General features: G+C 60.0%; 13 protein-coding genes. 6 read left to right on the top strand and 7 right to left on the bottom strand.

Annotated features, from left to right (window positions below):
* Positions 1–157: 157 nt before the first annotated feature.
* A complete protein-coding gene (locus BW33_RS02665; RefSeq protein WP_027610345.1) occupies positions 158–1,573 on the top strand; it encodes an acetyl-CoA carboxylase biotin carboxylase subunit in 1,416 nt (471 codons plus the stop codon).
* Positions 1,574–1,584: 11 nt separating this feature from the next.
* Positions 1,585–3,393: a sodium-extruding oxaloacetate decarboxylase subunit alpha gene (oadA, locus tag BW33_RS02660; protein ID WP_047596904.1), complete on the top strand. Its 1,809-nt coding sequence runs from the start codon at positions 1,585–1,587 to the stop codon at positions 3,391–3,393.
* Between the two features lie 168 nt (positions 3,394–3,561).
* On the opposite strand, the gene BW33_RS30095 is transcribed toward oadA, so the two are convergent.
* Positions 3,562–5,310, bottom strand: coding sequence for an autotransporter outer membrane beta-barrel domain-containing protein (locus BW33_RS30095; protein ID WP_081794163.1), 1,749 nt, complete (start codon positions 5,308–5,310; stop codon positions 3,562–3,564).
* 1,164 nt (positions 5,311–6,474) lie between these two features.
* Between BW33_RS30095 and BW33_RS02650 the strand changes: the two genes are divergently transcribed.
* Both BW33_RS02650 and BW33_RS02645 read left to right on the top strand, forming a co-directional pair.
* Positions 6,475–7,827 carry a HipA domain-containing protein gene (locus BW33_RS02650; RefSeq protein WP_047596903.1) on the top strand — a complete coding sequence of 451 codons (1,353 nt, stop codon included), beginning with the start codon at positions 6,475–6,477 and terminating at the stop codon, positions 7,825–7,827.
* On the top strand, positions 7,824–8,102 hold the full coding sequence (locus BW33_RS02645) for a helix-turn-helix domain-containing protein (RefSeq protein WP_047596902.1): 279 nt from the start codon (positions 7,824–7,826) through the stop codon (positions 8,100–8,102). The genes BW33_RS02650 and BW33_RS02645 overlap by 4 nt, the downstream gene beginning before the upstream one ends.
* 31 nt (positions 8,103–8,133) lie before the next feature.
* Here BW33_RS02645 and BW33_RS02640 read toward each other — a convergent pair whose 3' ends face one another.
* Both BW33_RS02640 and BW33_RS02635 read right to left on the bottom strand, forming a co-directional pair.
* Positions 8,134–8,970 carry an amino acid ABC transporter permease gene (locus tag BW33_RS02640; protein WP_047596901.1) on the bottom strand — a complete coding sequence of 279 codons (837 nt, stop codon included), beginning with the start codon at positions 8,968–8,970 and terminating at the stop codon, positions 8,134–8,136.
* Complete coding sequence (locus BW33_RS02635) at positions 8,967–9,788, bottom strand: ABC transporter substrate-binding protein (protein ID WP_047596900.1); 822 nt, start codon at positions 9,786–9,788, stop codon at positions 8,967–8,969. The genes BW33_RS02640 and BW33_RS02635 overlap by 4 nt, the downstream gene beginning before the upstream one ends.
* 112 nt (positions 9,789–9,900) lie before the next feature.
* Here BW33_RS02635 and BW33_RS02630 point away from each other — a divergent pair, with 112 nt between their 5' ends.
* The gene (locus BW33_RS02630) at positions 9,901–10,800 is read left to right on the top strand and encodes a homocysteine S-methyltransferase family protein (RefSeq protein WP_047596899.1); all 900 of its coding nucleotides are present in this window, start codon (positions 9,901–9,903) and stop codon (positions 10,798–10,800) included.
* Between the two features lie 88 nt (positions 10,801–10,888).
* On the opposite strand, the gene BW33_RS02625 is transcribed toward BW33_RS02630, so the two are convergent.
* The 3 genes from BW33_RS02625 to BW33_RS02615 are packed head-to-tail and all read right to left on the bottom strand — an operon-like array spanning position 10,889 to position 12,653.
* Positions 10,889–11,560: a GNAT family N-acetyltransferase gene (locus tag BW33_RS02625; RefSeq protein WP_047596898.1), complete on the bottom strand. Its 672-nt coding sequence runs from the start codon at positions 11,558–11,560 to the stop codon at positions 10,889–10,891.
* 12 nt (positions 11,561–11,572) lie between these two features.
* Positions 11,573–12,019, bottom strand: a complete 447-nt coding sequence (locus BW33_RS02620) for a GNAT family N-acetyltransferase (protein ID WP_047596897.1) — start codon at positions 12,017–12,019, stop codon at positions 11,573–11,575.
* Between the two features lie 10 nt (positions 12,020–12,029).
* On the bottom strand, positions 12,030–12,653 hold the full coding sequence (locus BW33_RS02615) for an FMN-binding negative transcriptional regulator (RefSeq protein WP_047596896.1): 624 nt from the start codon (positions 12,651–12,653) through the stop codon (positions 12,030–12,032).
* 92 nt (positions 12,654–12,745) lie between these two features.
* On the opposite strand from BW33_RS02615, the gene pdxR reads away from it, so the two are divergent.
* A complete protein-coding gene (pdxR, locus tag BW33_RS02610; protein WP_047596895.1) occupies positions 12,746–14,302 on the top strand; it encodes a MocR-like pyridoxine biosynthesis transcription factor PdxR in 1,557 nt (518 codons plus the stop codon).
* A 33-nt stretch (positions 14,303–14,335) separates the two neighbouring features.
* Here the strand turns inward: pdxR and BW33_RS02605 are convergent, their stop codons facing one another.
* On the bottom strand, positions 14,336–18,877 hold the full coding sequence (locus tag BW33_RS02605; protein ID WP_047596893.1) for a DUF6543 domain-containing protein: 4,542 nt from the start codon (positions 18,875–18,877) through the stop codon (positions 14,336–14,338).
* Positions 18,878–18,905 lie beyond the last annotated feature (28 nt).

The following is an 18,905-nucleotide window of genomic DNA, read 5'->3' as shown; positions in this document are numbered from 1 at the left end:
AACTATAAGTCTTTGCTTATGCCTGACCCAATTTTTATTCATTTTTGTTAATCCCTTGCGAGGGCTAGTGTGGGGTCGCGACCAGATTGAAACATTTGGTCACGCGTCGACCTGGGTCTAGCAGGTCGTGGTGCCACCGGCTCAAGGGAATTTCCAAGTGATAAAAAAGATCCTGATCGCCAACCGTGGTGAGATTGCCGTACGAATCGTGCGAGCCTGCGCCGAAATGGGCATTCGCTCGGTTGCGATTTTTTCCGACGCCGACCGCCATGCCCTGCATGTGAAGCGTGCGGACGAAGCCCACAGCATCGGGGCCGAGCCACTGGCCGGCTACCTCAACCCGCGCAAGCTGGTGAACCTGGCGGTGGAAACCGGTTGCGATGCCTTGCATCCCGGTTACGGCTTCCTCTCGGAAAACGCTGAGCTGGCAGACATCTGCGCCGAACGCGGGATCAAATTCATCGGCCCGTCGGCAGAAGTCATTCGCCGCATGGGCGACAAGACTGAAGCCCGGCGCAGCATGATCAAGGCCGGTGTACCGGTCACCCCGGGCACTGAAGGCAACGTGTCCGGCATCGAAGAAGCCCTGACCGAAGGTGACCGAATTGGCTACCCGGTGATGCTCAAGGCCACCTCCGGTGGTGGCGGTCGCGGTATCCGCCGCTGCAACAGCCGCGAAGAGCTCGAACAGAATTTCCCTCGGGTGATTTCCGAAGCGACCAAGGCTTTCGGTTCGGCGGAAGTGTTCCTGGAAAAATGCATCGTCAATCCCAAGCATATCGAGGCGCAGATCCTCGGCGACAGCTTCGGTAACGTCGTGCACCTGTTCGAGCGTGACTGTTCGATCCAGCGTCGCAACCAGAAGCTGATCGAGATCGCCCCGAGCCCGCAACTGACCCCGGAACAGCGCGCGTACATCGGCGACCTGTCGGTGCGTGCGGCCAAGGCTGTGGGCTACGAGAACGCCGGCACCGTGGAGTTCCTGCTCGCCGAGGGCGAGGTGTACTTCATGGAGATGAACACTCGGGTGCAGGTGGAGCACACCATCACCGAAGAAATCACCGGGATCGACATCGTCCGTGAACAGATCCGCATCGCCTCTGGCCTGCCGCTGTCGGTAAAGCAGGAAGACATTCAGCACCGTGGTTTCGCGTTGCAGTTCCGCATCAACGCCGAAGACCCGAAAAACAACTTCCTGCCGAGCTTCGGCAAGATCACTCGTTACTACGCCCCTGGCGGCCCGGGCGTGCGCACCGACACGGCGATCTACACCGGCTACACCATTCCGCCGTTCTACGATTCGATGTGCCTGAAACTGGTGGTCTGGGCGTTGACCTGGGAAGAGGCGATGGATCGGGGTCTGCGCGCTCTTGACGACATGCGTTTGCAGGGCGTGAAAACCACCGCCGCGTATTACCAGGAAATCCTGCGCAACCCGGAATTCCGTAGCGGCCAGTTCAATACCAGCTTCGTGGAAAGCCACCCGGAACTGACCAACTACTCGATCAAGCGCAAACCCGAAGAGCTGGCCCTGGCCATCGCCGCCGCCATCGCCGCCCACGCAGGCCTGTGAGGAATACAACAATGTCCAAGAAGATCTTTGTCACCGATACCATCCTGCGCGACGCTCACCAATCGCTGCTCGCCACCCGCATGCGCACCGAAGACATGCTGCCGATCTGCGACAAGCTCGATAAGGTCGGCTACTGGTCGCTGGAGTGCTGGGGCGGCGCGACGTTCGACGCCTGCGTCCGCTTTCTGAAAGAAGACCCGTGGGAGCGCCTGCGCCAACTGCGCGCCGCGCTGCCCAACACCCGTCTGCAAATGCTTCTGCGCGGGCAGAACCTGTTGGGCTATCGCCACTACAGCGATGACGTGGTCAAAGCCTTCGTCGCCAAGGCTGCGGTCAACGGTATCGACGTGTTCCGCATCTTCGACGCAATGAACGATGTGCGTAACCTGCGCGTGGCCATCGAAGCGGTGAAGGCTGCGGGAAAACACGCCCAGGGCACCATCGCCTACACCACCAGCCCGGTGCACACCATCGACGCGTTCGTGGCGCAAGCCAAGCAGATGGAAGCCATGGGTTGCGACTCGGTGGCAATCAAGGACATGGCCGGTTTGCTCACGCCATACGCCACCGGTGAACTGGTGCGGGCGTTGAAGGCCGAGCAGTCGCTGCCGGTGTTCATCCATTCGCATGACACGGCTGGTCTGGCGGCGATGTGCCAATTGAAAGCCATCGAAAACGGCGCCGATCACATCGACACCGCGATCTCCAGCTTCGCCTCGGGCACCAGCCATCCGGGCACCGAGTCGATGGTCGCTGCGCTCAAGGGCACCGAATACGACACCGGTCTGAACCTCGAACTGCTGCAGGAAATCGGTCTGTACTTCTACGCCGTGCGCAAGAAGTACCACCAGTTCGAAAGCGAATTCACCGCGGTCGACACCCGTGTGCAAGTCAACCAGGTGCCGGGCGGGATGATCTCCAACCTTGCCAACCAGTTGAAAGAGCAGGGGGCGCTGAACCGCATGGCCGAAGTGCTGGCGGAAATCCCGCGGGTGCGTGAAGACCTCGGTTTCCCGCCGCTGGTGACCCCGACTTCGCAGATCGTCGGCACTCAGGCGTTCTTCAACGTGCTGGCCGGCGAGCGCTACAAGACCATCACCAACGAAGTGAAGCTTTACCTGCAAGGCGGCTACGGCAAGGCGCCGGGTGTGGTCAACGAGAAGCTGCGTCGTCAGGCCATTGGTAGCGAAGAGGTGATCGACGTCCGTCCGGCCGATTTGCTCAAGCCGGAAATGACCAAGCTGCGTGCCGACATCGGCGCACTGGCCAAGTCCGAAGAAGACGTGCTGACTTTCGCCATGTTCCCGGACATCGGCCGCAAGTTCCTCGAAGAGCGTGCCGCCGGCACCCTCGTTCCGGAAGTGCTGTTGCCGATCCCTGAGGCCGGTGGTGTGGCGAAGGCCGGTGGCGAAGGCGTGCCGACCGAGTTCGTCATCGACGTCCACGGCGAAACCTACCGCGTCGACATCACCGGTGTTGGCGTGAAGGCCGAAGGCAAGCGTCACTTCTACCTGTCCATCGACGGCATGCCGGAAGAAGTGGTGTTTGAACCGCTCAACGAATTCGTCGGCGGAGGCAGCAGCAAACGCAGGCAGGCGTCGGCACCGGGCCACGTCAGCACTACCATGCCGGGCAACATCGTCGATGTGCTGGTCAAGGAAGGCGACACCGTCAAGGCTGGTCAGGCGGTGCTGATCACCGAAGCGATGAAGATGGAAACCGAAGTCCAGGCGGCGCTTGCCGGCAAGGTCACGGCCATTCACGTTGCCAAGGGCGACCGGGTGAATCCGGGTGAAATCCTGATCGAGATCGAAGGCTGAGATAACTGCCGCGATCCAACGCTTTAAACCTCGGGGGGGCATGTGCTCCCCTTTTTTTGCCTGCAATATGCCGTTCTCTGTAGAAGATGCCGCAGGCTGCGATCTTTTGATCTTCAAGAGCAAAGTCAAAAGATCGCAGCCTGCGGCAGCTCCTACACTAGCGTTGTGTCAGAACGCCATGCGCCACTGGCCCGTCACGCCATAGCTGCGGCTATCAGAGCCAGCCTCGCCGCTGATGCCGACGCTCAGGGTGTTGCGAGTGGACAGCGTAAGGTCCAGACCTGCATCCAAGCTGAAGCTGTTGCGATCCATCTCGGCACCGATCACCTCGAAGCTTTTGCCACCCTTGACCAGTTGCTGGCGCGTTTCGTTATTCAGATCGCCGTAGGTGTGTTTCATGCTCGCGCTCAGGCGCGGCGTCAACTGCATGCCATTGGACAGGTGGCTGGTGTTCGCCAGGCGCAGGCCGAGGGTGCTGCTCGGATTCGCCCGGGTCTGCCCCTGAACCTTGAGCGCCGCATCGCCACCTTTCTCGGTGAAACCGTCACGCTGGTAGCGTTGATAACCGACGCTGGCGAACGGTTCGATACTGACGTTGCCACGACCCAGGTTGTAGCCGACTTCGGCAAACACCTGCTGGGTGCTGGCGTCATAGCTGCTCTTGAGGCGATCACTGAAACCCTTGAAGGCAATGCGACGTTTGCCACTACCGTCATGACTGCCGTACGAGGCCCCCAGGCGCAGTGCAAACGGGCCGTCCTGACGCAGCGCGTAGGCGCCGAGGTGCCAGCTGTCGAGATCACCGTCGAACTGCCGGGCATCGAAGCGGGTTTGCGCTTTTGCGCCCATCAGGCCGGCATGCCATTGCTCGTCGATTCGCCAGTCGGCTCCCATGATCAGACCTTGAGTGGAATGCTTCAGGACACTGTCGGCGTCCCGGTCGACCTTGCCGCCATTTCCCAGAGCCTGCAGCCAGACCCGCCCATTGCCTCCGCCGCCAGCCGCCAGCCGCGGTGCACTCCCCGACCCTTGCGCTGCGACGCGGTTGTCCAGTTGGTGCATGGCCGAGAGCATGCTGGCGTTGAGCGGATTGACGCTGCTCAATGTGGCTTTGGCGAGGTTGGCGTTGTTGCTGGCGGCGAGTTGTTCGAGAGCCACGCTGGCCGTCGGCTTGCTGGCGCCGAGCAGGGCCGTGACGGCAGTATTTTGAGGTGTGGCCGCGCTTATGGCTTTGCCTGGCTGGCGAGGTGCCCCAGGCTCTTGAGGTTGCTGAGGTTGCTGAGGTTGCTGAGGTTGCTGAGGTTGCTGAGGTTGCTGAGGTTGCTGAGGTTGCTGAGGTTGCTGAGGTTGCTGAGGTTGCTGAGGTTGCTGAGGTTGCTGAGGTTGCTGAGGTTGCTGAGGTTGCTGAGGTTGCTGAGGTTGCTGAGGTTGCTGAGGTTGCTGAGGTTGCTGAGGTTGCTGAGGTTGCTGAGGTTGCTGAGGTTGCTGAGGTTGCTGAGGTTGCTGAGGTTGCTGAGGTTGCTGAGGGGTGGAGGGTGTCTCGTCAATGCTTTGCGCGAGCGCCTGACTATTCTGCGTGGTCGCAAGGCTTGCAAGCGGCACATCGTTACGGGCATAGAGCAATCCCACTCGTTGTGCTTCGTAGTGCAGCGTCGGGGTCATGTATGCCAGATCGTTTTCAACGGTGCCAAACTGCCCCTCAATCTTTCCCGCTTCCAGAACGGTGTGCTGACTGCTTTGCGGGTAGTCGCCGGCGGTGACGAGTTTCAGGGTGGCGTCACCCAAATGAGCGGTTCCTTTTACGACCACCGTCTGACTGTTGCCGGAAGCATCCACGGCATAGGCCAGCACGGCAGAATGGGCCAGGCGCAGATCTCCCGCGACCTTGGGGGCGCCGTAGACATCGTCGACGGTCATGCGTCCGTACACGTTCAAATGATTAACCGCACCATTCCCGGCTATATGGCCGTTTTCCTGAACATCCACCATGCCGTCAATCAGGCCCTGGTTGGTCAGGTCACCGCCAGACGCGACAGTGGCGCCGCCATTGATCGCACCTTTGTTGATCAAGATGCCCTCGGTCACTGCCGAGCCCAGAATTTGCCCTTCGTTGACCAGCAATGCCTTTGGATGAACCAGTACACCGAGGCTGAAATCACCCGGTCCGCTGCGTGTCCAGCTCCCGCGCCTGACCTCCAGCCCACTGAAGTTACGGGTTTCACCCAGCACACCTTTCTTGTTCGCGTCGAGTTGCAGCAGGTTGTCGCCCCCGCCACCATCGACCAGGCCGGCGAAACTGCCTCGAGATTGCACGGTGACAAGGTCATTGCGCGCATCGAGCGCGAGCGCCACACCCTCCTGTGCCGGATAGGCTTTGCTGACCTTCAGTTGAACGGAGTCCGGATGATTGGCGAAAGCGTTGATCGCTGATTTTAATGTTTCAGGGGATGCGGGAGAGATGCCTTGAGTGTCGGGCGGTGTGTCCTGAGCCATGGACAGATCTGCACATCCCATGGCCAGAGTAATGGCCAGTGTCAGGTGTTTTGGTCGAAAGTGGAATTGAACGGGCATCGAGTTCAGCCTCTCGTGGAAGGAGGCCAAACTCTAAGTTGGAGCCAGCAGGCACCGATGTCAGCCGGATCGCTCGGTGCTGCGGGCTACGTCTGTTTGATCTGCGGAAAAGGGCGGCTCGACAAAGATTGGCGGATTGCGTCGTGCCGTCGCGTTGTCTTTTCCTACAAATTGAATTGCCATTAGCCGCTTGTAATGATCAGAAACTCATCTGCCACTGCCCGATCAACCCGTGGTTGCGACTGTTGCTTCCAATCTCGCCGCTTCAGGGCGAGAAAGACATGGATGCAGGGCCTTTTGTTATTAGCGGGCCGTCCGTATAGCGAGGGGTTCTTACAGAATGAAGTCGGAGGATGACCTGCATTATTTTGCGTTCAGATGATCTTAAGCTCAGTTGTATCTGCATTTTGTTGCAGATTGCAACGCCCCATCATCCGTCGAAATGCACTATATTGCGTCTGCGGGCAATAAATTCTCTGTTTGAATGCAATTAAATGCAGGTGTTGAGACATGTACGACCTGACATTACAGATATTCAGTGCTGGAAAATGGCACGACGCGATGATTCTCAGGTTCGACAATCCTGAAAAGGGGTTCGAAAGTCGCTGCAGTTTCGGCTACGAGACGCCATACCTTGTCGAAAATATTGAAGCCATAGGCTCTCCGTTTTCCAAGGCCGTCAGTGCGTTGTATCCATTGGATTGGGAAGGGCGACGCTCCAGTACGCCCGCATTTGTCTATGACATTGCCCCCGCAGGAGCGGCAAAAAGATTTCTGCTTGCGCATCTGGGGCAGGAGAAACCGGCGCATATCGGTGCCGATCTGTATCTGCTCGGCCAGAGCACTCCAGCCCCCATTGGCAATATGCGCATAAAAGAGTCGGCCGAGGCTGTCGATGAGCGTGAGCCCATCGGATTCAAGCGGGAGGATGTTGTTCTCCGCGACAGTCGCTTTCTGGAATACGCCTATGAGCAAGGCGCGGCAATTGGTGGTGCTACAGGGGCAGGCGGTGAGGCACCGAAGCTATTGTTGGCTGAAAACAAGGCCGGCCTTTTTTTCCCTGATGCGGTATTGGGCGATGAAGAGGTCAGGCAGCATTGGTTTATAAAATTTGCCAGAAACAAAGGAAGTCTGGTCGATCAAGATATCCTGCGCAGCGAGTTCCATTACTACAAGGCGCTTCAGAAACTCGGCATTGAAACGATCGCGGTAGAAGGTTTGGCATTAGAAGAAGCGAGTAAGCCGAGCTTGTGGATGCAGCGCTTTGATCGAGAAGTAACGAACGGTGAAGTCAGTCGTTTTGCTGTCGAGTCGATTTATTCGCTGGCTGAAGTAACGGCGCCGGGAAGTGCAATGAACCATATGGATGTCATCCGCATGCTCGCCGGGCTCTGGCGAAAAGCAGGACAGGCCAGTCAGATTCCCGAACTTGTGACGGATTACTTACTTCGGGATCTGATCAACAAGATCCTCGGTAACTCGGATAACCATGGTCGTAATACCGCGATAATTCGCCAGGAAAGTTCGTTTCGTCTGGCGCCGATCTATGACTTGGCCCCGATGGTCATGGATGACGAGGGTGTGACCCGGACAACCAAATGGCCAAAAGATCTGGAGAGGGCGGGAGAGGTCGATTGGCGGGGAGTGTGCCGCGCATTGGCTGATATCGCCGATCCCAAAGACCCTTTGGCAGGTTTGACTGACGCATCAGATCCTTTCGAACGCTTGCGTGAAGATGCCCAGCGTCTGGCGGCGCTCCCCGACATATTGACGGCGAGTGGGTTGCCCGACAGAACGATGAACCACCCGGGAATCCTTCTGAAAAATCTGGAGCAACGCTTGAAAGAGTGGGATCTGAAATGAGCATGTCGGTAGCCGAGCGCACGGTGCTCATCGAAAACATTCAAGAGGCGCTAGCCCAAGGGACACTGGAGATCGGTGAAGCGGTTCGTCGTCTACGCGTGGAAGTGACCGGTCTGCATCAAACCCAGTTTGCCAGGATGTGCAAAATATCGGTTCGCACGCTGGTGCATATCGAGCATGGCGAGGGCAATCAGACATTGAAATCGTTGAATGCGGTGTTTCGTCCGTTTGGACTGAAAATGGGCGTGGTGCGGATCCGACGAGAGATCAATTAAAATCCGACGCTGGCGCAAGGTGCTGATTAACCTAGCTACGCCGCACATAAGCCTTGCCGTAGTGCCGCTCCATGCGCGCCTGGATCAGCTCCAGACCGATCGACATCAGCCAGTAAATGATTGCCGCCGTGGTCAGCATCTCGATGTAGCGGTAGCTCGAGCGTCCGTAGGACTGCGCCAGAAACATCACTTCCCAGACGCCCATCACCGAGATCAGTGATGAATCCTTGAGCATCGAAATGAACTGGTTGGTGGTCGGCGGGATGATCGTGCGCATCGCCTGGGGCAGGGTGATGCGCCAGAAAATCACGCTCTCGCGCATGCCCAGCGCCAGCGAAGCTTCGCGTTGGCCGTAGGGCACACCGAGGATGCCGGCGCGGAAAATCTCGCTGAGGTACGCCCCGTAGTTGAGGGACAGGGCAATGATCCCCGCCACCACCGCGCCGGGTACGACCCCCAGTTGCGGCAGGCCGAGGTAGATCAACAGGATCTGGATCAGCAGCGGCGTGCCGCGAAAGAACGAGGTGTAGAAACTGGCGATCCCGAACGCCACGGCGCTTTTCGACAGGCGCGCCAGAGCGGTGACGAAGCCCAGCAAGGACGAAGCGACGATTGCGCATGCGCAGAGAAACAGGGTCAGTGCCGCACCCTGCAGAAAGCCGTTGGGCGCCAGGTGCACGCCGAGCAGATTCGGCAGCTTGTCGAGGATGATCGAGAGCTTCAGATCGAAGCTCAGGAAAAACCCGGCGAACAGGCTGAACATCGCCGCCCAGGTCAGGTACAGGCGCGTGCGGAAACCGAACAGCCGTTGCAGGCGCGATTCAGCCACCGGTTGCGGCGGCTGTGGAGGTTTCGGGAAGGCAGTCATTGGCTGATGTCGGCGCCGATCCATTTCTGCGACAGCTTGCTCAGCGTGCCGTCCTGCTTGAGTTGCGCGAATACCTCGCGCACTTTGGCGTCCCACTCGGTATCACCCTTTTCGATGGCCACCGAGTTCGGTTCCGAGTACAGCGGCGCGCCCGCCAGTTTGAAACGCTGATCCTGATTCAGACGCGGCTGCGCGGTCACCAGGTTGGTGAGGATGGCGTCCAGGCGCACACCGGCGCCCAGGCCCAGATCCTGGAAGGCGACGTTGTCGGTATCGTACGGAGCGATCTGCACATCCTCGAACGGGTACTCCAGGCGCGTGTCTTCGGCGCCTTCGATGACCAGATTCTTGTTCAGATAACTTTCGTAGCTGCTGGCGCTGGTCAAGCCGACTTTCTTGCCGCTCAGGTCCTTGGCGCCGTGGATGCGATCGTCCTTGGCGTTGACCACGATCACGGCGGGCGAGGCGTAGTACTCGACCGGGAAATCGAACACTTCGGCGCGGGCCTTGCTCGGGGTCATGGAGCAGATGCAGATGTCATAGCGCCCGCTCCAGCGGCCGGCAGCGATCACGTCCCAGGATGGCGTTTCGAGGCGCAGCTTGACCCCCAGCTTGTCCGCGACGGCTTTGGCCACGTCCACGTCGAAGCCGTCGAGCTGATTCTGCTCATTGAGAAACGAGAAGGGTGGGTAGCTTTCCATCAGCACACCGACCAGTTGTTTTTTCTGTTCGACGCGATCGAGTGTGGCGCCGCCGAAGGCTTGAGTGGACGCGGCCAGAATCGTCAGGCCCAAGGCCAGTAGCGGTTGAAGTTTCACAGTCGACACCTGAAAAAAAAGGGGTTGTTATTAACCGAATGGTGCGTATTAAATAGTTATAAGAACTACTCTGGTAGTGAGTAATTTTCATAAGCATATGAGCGAAAAGCATATGGGCACAGCAAGCACGGTAATTCTCGATGGCGGCATGGGCCGTGAGTTGCAACGCGCCGGGGCGCCGTTTCGGCAGCCTGAGTGGTCGGCGCTGGCCCTGATCGAAGCGCCGCAGGCGGTCGAAGCGGTGCACGCCGCCTACATCGCCAGCGGGGCCAATGTGATCACCAGCAACAGTTATGCGGTGGTGCCGTTTCATATTGGCGAGGCGCGGTTTGCCGCTGAAGGTCAGGCACTGGCGACGTTGGCCGGCGAACTGGCACAGCGGGCGGTACAGGCCTCGGGCAAAGCGGTGCGAGTGGCCGGTTCATTGCCGCCGCTGTTCGGCTCCTATCGCCCGGACCTGTTCGAAGCCGCGCGGGTGAACGAATTGCTGACGCCACTGGTGAACGGCCTGGCACCGCATGTCGACCTGTGGCTGGCGGAAACCCAGAGCTCGATCATCGAGGCGCGATCGATCCGCGCCGGTCTGCCGCAGGACGGCAAGCCGTTCTGGCTGTCGTTTACCTTGAAGGATGAAGACACCGACGAGGTGCCGCGTCTGCGTTCCGGTGAATCGGTGGCCGAAGCAGCAGCAGTGGCAGCGGAATTGGGCGTCGAGACGCTGCTGTTCAACTGCAGCCAGCCGGAAGTGATCGGTGCGGCGATTGATGCGGCGCGCGATACCTTCGAACGTCTGGGTGTGCAGATTCACATCGGCGCGTATGCCAATGCGTTTCCACCGCAACCGAAAGAGGCGACGGCCAACGACGGTCTCGATCCGTTGCGCGATGACCTGGATCCGCCGGGTTATTTGCACTGGGCGATTGACTGGCAGCAGCGGGGCGCCAGCCATTTGGGCGGTTGCTGCGGGATCGGGCCGGAACACATTGCGGTGCTGGCGCAGAAACTGGGGTAAACAACAGATCAAAAGATCGCAGCCTTCGGCAGCTCCTACAGGGGATTGATGTTCACCCTGTAGGAGCTGCCGATTTTGCTTTGACGATTTAACTACGGCACTCGACCAAACCTTTGAGCTGCCCGGTCGGCGTCTGGTTGGCATCGCTCAACCACTGCTCGAACCCTGCCGCAATCGCCGGCCACTCCGAATCCACAATCGAATACCACGCGGTATCGCGGTTTTGTCCCTTGACCACCATGTGCTGCCGGAACACGCCTTCGAAGCTGAAGCCCAGGCGTTCGGCGGCGTATTTGGAGCGGGCGTTGCCGTTGTTGCACTTCCATTCCAGGCGCCGGTAGCCCAGTTCGAAAGCGTGTTTGGCCAACAGGTAAACGGCCTCGGTACTCTTCGGCGAGCGTTGCATCGACGCGCCGAAGGTCACGTGGCCGATCTCGATGCGGCCTTGCGCCGGGACGATCGACATCAGGCTGAGGATGCCCTGCACCTGGCCTGTAGCGCGGTCGATGATGCTGAAAAAATACGGATCGCTGCTGGCCGCATGGTTGTTCAACCAATCATTGAAAACGCTGCGCTGCGGGAACGGCCCGTAGGGCAAGTAATCCCACAGCTTCGGGTCGGCGCCGGGGCCTTCGAGGGCGTTGAACAGCTCGTCGCCGTGGCGCGCCGGGTCAAGGCGTTCCAGACGGATGAAGCGGCCTTCGAGCAAGGTGGCGGTGGGGGCGGGGACGCCTTTCCAGTCGGCAAGTGAAGTGGTCATGTACGTGGCTCCTTAAATGGCTTTGCGAAACTGGATGAACCCCGGACGCTCGGCGATGCGCTCGTAGAGCTGGATCGCGGTGGCATTGGTTTCGTGAGTCAGCCAATGCACCTTGCAGCAACCGTCGGCCTTGGCGGTGGCGTAGACGTGTTCGATCAGCAAGCGACCGACGCCGGTGCCACGGGTCTCTGGCACCACCAGCAGATCCTGCAGGTAGCAGGAGTTTTCGATGCTCCAGTTCGAGCGGTGGTAGATGAAATGCACCATGCCCACCGCCTTGCCATCGGCCCAGGCGAGGGCGGCGTGGGTCGGTTCGCTCGGGTCGAGGAAGCGCTGCCAGGTGCTGTGACTGACGGCGTCCGGCAATTCGCTGTTGTAGAAGCGCAGGTAGGCCTGCCACAACGGCAGCCAGGCGGCGTGATCACCGGCAGTCACCGGGCGGATCTGGATCTGACTCATGCTGATTTCCTTAACGCATCAAGTGGGCGAGGGTCTGGTCATGGATGTCGGGGCTGGCAGTCAGGCCTTCGCGCACGCCGGCAATGTCTTCGGCGCTGCGGTTCTGGCTGAGTTTGCGTTTGCCTTCGAGGCGGTCGATCGGGATGGCAAAACCGACGATGGCCTTGAGCATGCCGTCGATGTAGTCGGCCGGCGCGTCGTCGACCCTCCACGGTTGCGCGCGACCGGCTTCATGGCGGTCGGTCAGCGTGCTGACGATGTCGAGCAGGCGCCCGCCGTCGCTGAAGGTTTCGGCGTGGCCGTAGGCGTGCACGGCGACGTAGTTCCAGGTCGGCACGACTTTGCCGTGCTCGGCCTTGTCTGGGTAAAACCCCGGGCTGACGTAGGCGTCGGGACCGGCAAAAATCAGCATCGCTTCGGCGCCGTCACGCAGGTCTTTCCATTGCGGATTGGCTTTGGCCAGGTGCCCGTAGAGCGTGCCGTTCGGGCCCTGTTCGCGGTGCAGCAGCACCGGCACATGACTGGCTTGCAGACCGTTTTCACCGTGACTCACAAGAATCGCGAGACGGGTGGCGAGGATCAGTTCGTGCAGTTGCGACAGTTCGTCGATGGCAAAGGCGCGGGGCGTGTACATGGAGAGATTTTCCTTGGCGAATGCCTGCATCCTAGGCAGGCTAATGGTCTGTTGTAAGAGCCATTGATGAGCAATTTCATAGGTCCATTGTCATGCCCGAATCGCCCACGCTGTCCATGCCGTTCAATCCGGCCGGTATCGAGCTCGACCGCCGTCAGGGTTTGAGCCGTCAGCTCTATCAGGCGCTGCGTCTGCGGGTGCTGGACGGGCGTCTGGCCAGTGGCACGCGGCTGCCGGCCAGCCGTGATCTGGCGGCGGCCTTGGCGATTTCCCGCAATAGCGTGGTGCGCGCCTACGATCAGTTGTACGCCGAAGGCTTCATCGAAGGCCGGGTCGGGGATGGCACGTATGTCGCCCAGTTGCCGCAAAGCGTATTGCCCAAGGAAAAACTATCCACAAAAGTATCCACAGGGTTTTCAACAGGCTTACCCACAACCTTATCCACAAATTGGCTGGATTTACCTGTAGTTCCATCCAGTAAAGTTATCCACAGCGACGCATTGCAGCGGGTTGAAAACAATCATCTGGCCCTGCCGCCCTGTGGTCCGCCGCGCGCTTTTCGGGTCGGCGTTCCAGCCTTCGATCTGTTCCCGTTTGACGTCTGGGCCAAGCTGAATGCGGCTTTCTGGCGCAAGCCGGATTTGCAGCAGTTGTGTTATGGCGATCCGGCGGGCGATGCGCGGTTGCGCGGGATGATCGCGGCCTATTTGCGCAGCTCACGGGGCATGCAGTGCACGGCTGAGCAAATTGTGATCACCAGTGGCGCACAGCAGGGCATAAGCCTTTGTGCACAGTTGCTGGTAGAGCCGGGCGACGGCGTAGCGATTGAAAATCCCGGGTATCGAGCAGCCGGTCATGCCTTCGCCGTGGCCGGTGCCCGGCTGCACGGGGTGGCGGTGGACAGCGAGGGTATCGACTGCCAGCAACTGGCGGGACTCACCGATTGCCGCCTGACCTATGTCACGCCATCCCACCAGTACCCCACCGGGGTGGTGATGAGTCTGGCCCGCCGCCTCGAATTGCTGGCCTGGGCCGAGCGCACGCAGGGCTGGATCGTCGAGGATGATTACGATGGCGAGTATCGCTACAGCGGCGCTCCGCTGGCGCCGTTGGCTGCCCTCGATCGACAGGGGCGAGTGCTGTATGTCGGCACGTTCGGCAAGGTCGCGTTCCCGGCGTTGCGCCTGGGATATCTGGTGTTGCCGCCGGGGTTGGTGGAGGCATTTGCGCAAAGGCGTGCGGTGGATGTGCGTCATTCCGAAGTCAGCACCCAGGCGGTGATGGCCGAGTTCATGGCCGCCGGGCATTTCCAGCGGCACATCCGACGCATGCGCCGCGCGGCGCTGAGCCGACGCAATGTCCTGCTCGGTGGCTGGCCGCAGAATATTCCGGGCGTCGGCCAGTTGCCCGGCGTTGCCGCCGGGCTGCACCTGACCGTGCCGGTCGCCAGTGTGACGCGTGAAAGCCAACTGATCGAACTGGCGCGCAGTGTCGACGTCGAGATCAATGGTCTGAGCAGTTATTGGCTGCCTGATTCCACGACCCCGGTCGACCAGCGCGCCGGACTGGTGCTGGGCTTTGCCGCGGTGCCTGAGCGCGCAATCGAAGCGGCGCTCGAACGTTTGCGAACCGTGTGGCACACCCTCTGAAACGGGCGCAGATCGATGCGCCCGACGGCGGTATCACGCTTGTACTTCGAGTTGCAGGAACAGGCTCGGATCGCCAATCCGGCGCAGCACGTAATCAATTGGCGTCAGGTTTGTGAGGGCCTGTCGACGCTCTGCGCTGAGGGTCTTCAAATGCGCATCGGCGATTTTCAGGTGCGCCGCGGTGAATTGTTCCGGCGCGGCTTCGGGCGAGTCGTAGTGAAAATGCGCGAGCCATAACGGCTGGTCATGGTGGGTGCTGTCGAGTATCTGATACTCCTGAAAATAATCCTGGCGCTTTTTGGTCTTGATCCGGCCCAGGGCGTTCCTGACGATGCGTACCTGGTGATTGTCCAGCAACCATTGCAAATAGGCTTGTCGAGGCTGACGATCCTTGAGCAGACTGGCGCGCACGGCGATGCCTTGAGCGCGTAACCGGAGCGCAGCACTGTTGAGTTCCGCACTCAAGTTGCCCACCGGCAACCGCGTGCCGCCGGAGGCGACAATGCGGGCCTGCGCCTGTTCGACGCTGACAGCAATCTGTTCCAGTCGCCGAGCCTGCTGATCGAACAGATCCTGCATGTCTGCCGGTATACGGTTGGGCTTCAGAGCGTCACGACGGGTCCGGTCAATGAACGTCTGCACTCGCTCATTCTGGGTCAGGGCATCGGCAATGAACTCGATGTCGCCCACGTGCGCCGTCGGGGAGGCGGTGGGTCTGACGGGAAGCATTTCTTCCAGAGGTGATTCGCTGGCGGCTGCGGGTCTGGCGGGCGCAGGGTCACGAGGCCGGCTCTTGGTGACCTTGCCAACCCGCCGGGACGGTCCTGCGACAGAGGGGCCTGGTGTGGCCGGCGTACTGCGGGCTCCGGTTTCCGGCAGCAGTTCGCTCAGTTGCTCCTGCGCCAGTTGTCTGAATTCGCCGAGCAGGCTCCTAATCCGCGTCAGTTCTGCCGCAACCACCATGCCCGGATATTCGCCTGGCAAGTCCCCCAGACGCTGATCGGCATCGACATAGACATCAATCAGTCGGCTCAGGCGATCAATGCGTAGCGTAGCGTTGTCGCCTATGTCGGTTTTCCTGATCAGGGCGGCGTGGCGATGTGTGGCGGTCGCGGCTTCGATTATCAGCCAACCGGTCGCTTCCCGCGCCGCTTCGGTAGCAGTTTCCTGCATGCACAACTCGTGAGACATGCCGATGGCATTGGACTTCAGGTCCCACGGGTTAAACGCCGGGAGCAGTTGGCGCAAGCGTTGTGCGGTGGTCATGCCTGCGCTGCCGATGGTGTCGAGAGTTTCCAAGGAGGTACGGGACAGTTGCAGGCGGGCGATCATGTCCTGGCTCAACGCCAGAGCCTGGTGCAGTTCCTCGTTGTAACTTTGCAGCGCGGCCGGTGTATCGATGACCGTGTGCCGAGCCAATTTACGGGTCAATACCACGTATGCGTTGCGTTTGAGAACGAACCAGAGGCTGAGGTTTTTTTGCAGCAAAGTGGTCATGCGCTGCAGTTCGACGAAATAGCCGTCGCTTCCCCCTTTGAGGCGCCATTGGCCGAGTATTTTCAAGGCCTCGTCGTAATCCCCGATCAGCTTTTCGACTTGTTCAAGGTAACGCCGGGTCGCCTCTTCGTGGGCTTGTCCGGAGGCGCCAAGCATGGCTGACTGGGCTTGTTCCAGAGCAGCGTTGCCGACGGCTTCCTGATTTCTGAAAGCTTCCAGAGCCGTACCGAGCTGGTTCCTCTGGATTTCCTTTTCCTTGCGCTGGGCCTTGAGCTGACTTTGCAGGCTGGTGCCCCCGGCGCCACCGCGCAGACGCAGTCGGGTATCCACGAACCATTGGCCTTGCTGGTTGTGAATCAGCAGCGGACCGGTTTTTGAAGGCGTCTGCGGATCAACGATTTGCACCTGCTGGTCATCGTTTTCAATTACGCGGAACCAGCGATCGCCCGCCTGCGCATAGGTGCTGGCAGCGAAGCGATACAGGGTCGCCTTGCCGCGCAGCAGGGTTTCCACGGCGGCTGCCGTGAGGTCGGGCGCCGGCACGGCCAGAGTATTCAGAAACGTTGCCAATGCACCGGGCGAGCGACGGGGTACCGAGCCGTAGGCCGCAAGCGAGGAGTAATGGCTGGCCGGGAGTTGGTCACTCAACAGCGTGGTGACGTGTGTAACCGTGGGGGGGACAGGCATTTGTGCAGGTGGGGCCTGGATCCGGGGCAGTCCTTCGCTTTCGATTTCGCTGCGCAGCGCAGTGCGGGGGCCGGTTGTGCGTTGTGTGGCCGCATGGTGGGCCAGGATCATGCCCAGGTTCAGCAATATATCGGCGATGGCGCTCCACTGGGCGTGGGTATCACCACGATTGTGGGCGTCCACGACCTGATCGATTTCGCTGATGCTTTGCCAGGCCCAGATCGCCGCGCCTGCCGGGCCGCAGAGAAAGTTCGCGGCAACGTTGAACAACGCCCATCCACTGTCTCGCAGCAAGGCCCAGCGGCGTTGCGCATTGGACAACGACTGTCGGTCGGCGAGTTCGGCCATCGCCAGTGCATGGGTCTTGAACAGCACCGGGAACACGTCACCAGTCAGTGCCGTGGAGGCAAGCCCGACCGGCCCGGCCCACTTCACGCTGGTCCAGGGTTCGGCGAGCAATTGCGCCCCCAGCCACGGACTGGGCAGACCGATGGGGAAGGTGTATTGAGCATATTTGAAACTGGTTTGCGAATCCGCCAGCCACGCGAGCACCGAATCCCTCAATTCGCCTGGCTGATGGACGGCGTACAGCAGGTTTTGCGTTGAGGGGAATTGCAGCAATGGCTGCTCAAGCAACGGACGATACAGCAGGCATGGCCCGGCTCCAGGCAGGCGCGGGGCAATGATGAACATGTTGGTGACAACATCGCCAACAGTCTCCCCGGTATGAGTAAACGTCAGCGGACGAATGACCACCGTGTGTGGATGACCGGGTGTCGGTTTGAGCCACTCCTGGACACAGCGATAACCCTGCTCATCCACACCGCCGAGGCGTCGCAGCTTGGACTCCAGTGCAATCAGCGGCAGCAGTGCGTGCAACTGGCGGATGTAAAAGCGCTGCTGCAGGGGGGCCTGCTGCGGATCGTTGATCAGCCTGTCCCTGATCAATCCGGGGTATACCTCACCCATGTCGATCTTGTTTGCCATCCTCGTCAGGTAGGCGACAGTCAGCCACTGCGGCAGCGCTTGTGGCGGGTCGAATTGCAGAGTCGCCAGATATGGCGTGCGGTTTTGCAGGGCGTACTCGCCCAGGGTTTCGATATGGGAGTCGTGCGGATCGGGCAGCGTCACACCTCCCGATTCGAAGCTGTTGGTGATGCGGATTTGCAATTTGTCCAAAGGCAGCCTGGCCGCCGATGGCTGATCGGCAATGATCGCCTCACGCATGCAATTGTGCGCATACGTATCGATCGGCGGGATTGGCATCAACGCCTTGTCTGCCTGCCGGTACAACTGGCCCAGCGCATTGATCGATTGGCTGTATTGATCGAGCTCGGAAGCCGAAGCGTCGAGCAGCCAGTCGGGTATCGAATCATCGAGGTCGATGAGGGTGTTTTTCTGCGGTTCGCGGGCTTGCTCGATCAGGGGCAGAAGGGAGGTGCCGTCCTCGGTTTCCTCGTCGAGACTCTGCCGGGTGACCGCCCGAATGGCATCGAGCTGGTTGGCAATCAGGACCCAGGCCATGTGGTCGAAAAAATTGCCTTCGGGCTCGAACAACTGCCACTGCAGACGCTGTCCGGCCGGTAACAGTTCGATACGCAGCGGCAGTGATTCACCCAGTTGCTGCAGAGAGTCGAATGTCTCGTAACCATCTTCCACGGTGTACATCATGACCAGATCGCGCAGGCCATAGCGCCCGAAAATCACCGCGGCGCCGCCCAGAATCAGGTGACCGGTATCGCCTTGAGCATCGACGGAGTCGATGTCGATCAGGCACACCCGGATGTCCGACAGTGTTTTGTCGTGACGCTGGCGCTCCTGTTTGTCCGGGCGCCGCGAAACCGCCCGGGCGACCAGGCACTGCTCATCGTCCCAGCCCTCGGCGTTATGGACGTTCAGGGCGTCGCGCAGGGCATCGGAGAGTTCTTGCCAGCGCGGCAATTGGCGTCGGGTGCTGTTCCAGTAATCCAGCTGTCGCTCGGCGAAGGCGACAAACAACAGAGGCGAATAATCGTTGAGCAGGTCGGCAATGGCCTCGATATCGACATCCATATGCACTACTGGCGTGGCCTGGTGGTTCAAGGTCAGAAAGTGTTCACCCTCGAGATAGTTGGCGCTGGAGCCGTTGAAAAATTGCCGGATGAGTGCCTCTGTCAGTGATTCAAATCGAGTCGGCAGGGCCTCCCGCTCAGCGTCGAGCCATTGCCATTGTGGCGTACCGATCATGGCCTGCTCGGGATCGATCTCCTGTTGTGGATACAGCGCTTTGAGCGCCTGGCGCAGCACTGCGCTGGCGACTTCATCGACCGCGGGACCGCGACTGGTCTGATGGACGATCTGGCTCTTTTGCAGCAATGCATGGGTTTCGGTGTTCGCTGAATGCTCAGTCATCGTCATTTTCCTTTTTGACTGTTTCGGG

It is taken from the genome of Pseudomonas sp. RIT288, assembly GCF_000631985.1.
Classification (GTDB): Bacteria; Pseudomonadota; Gammaproteobacteria; order Pseudomonadales; family Pseudomonadaceae; genus Aquipseudomonas.
Note: the sequence above shows the minus strand (reverse complement) of the source record. Positions and strands in the feature narration are given on the sequence as shown.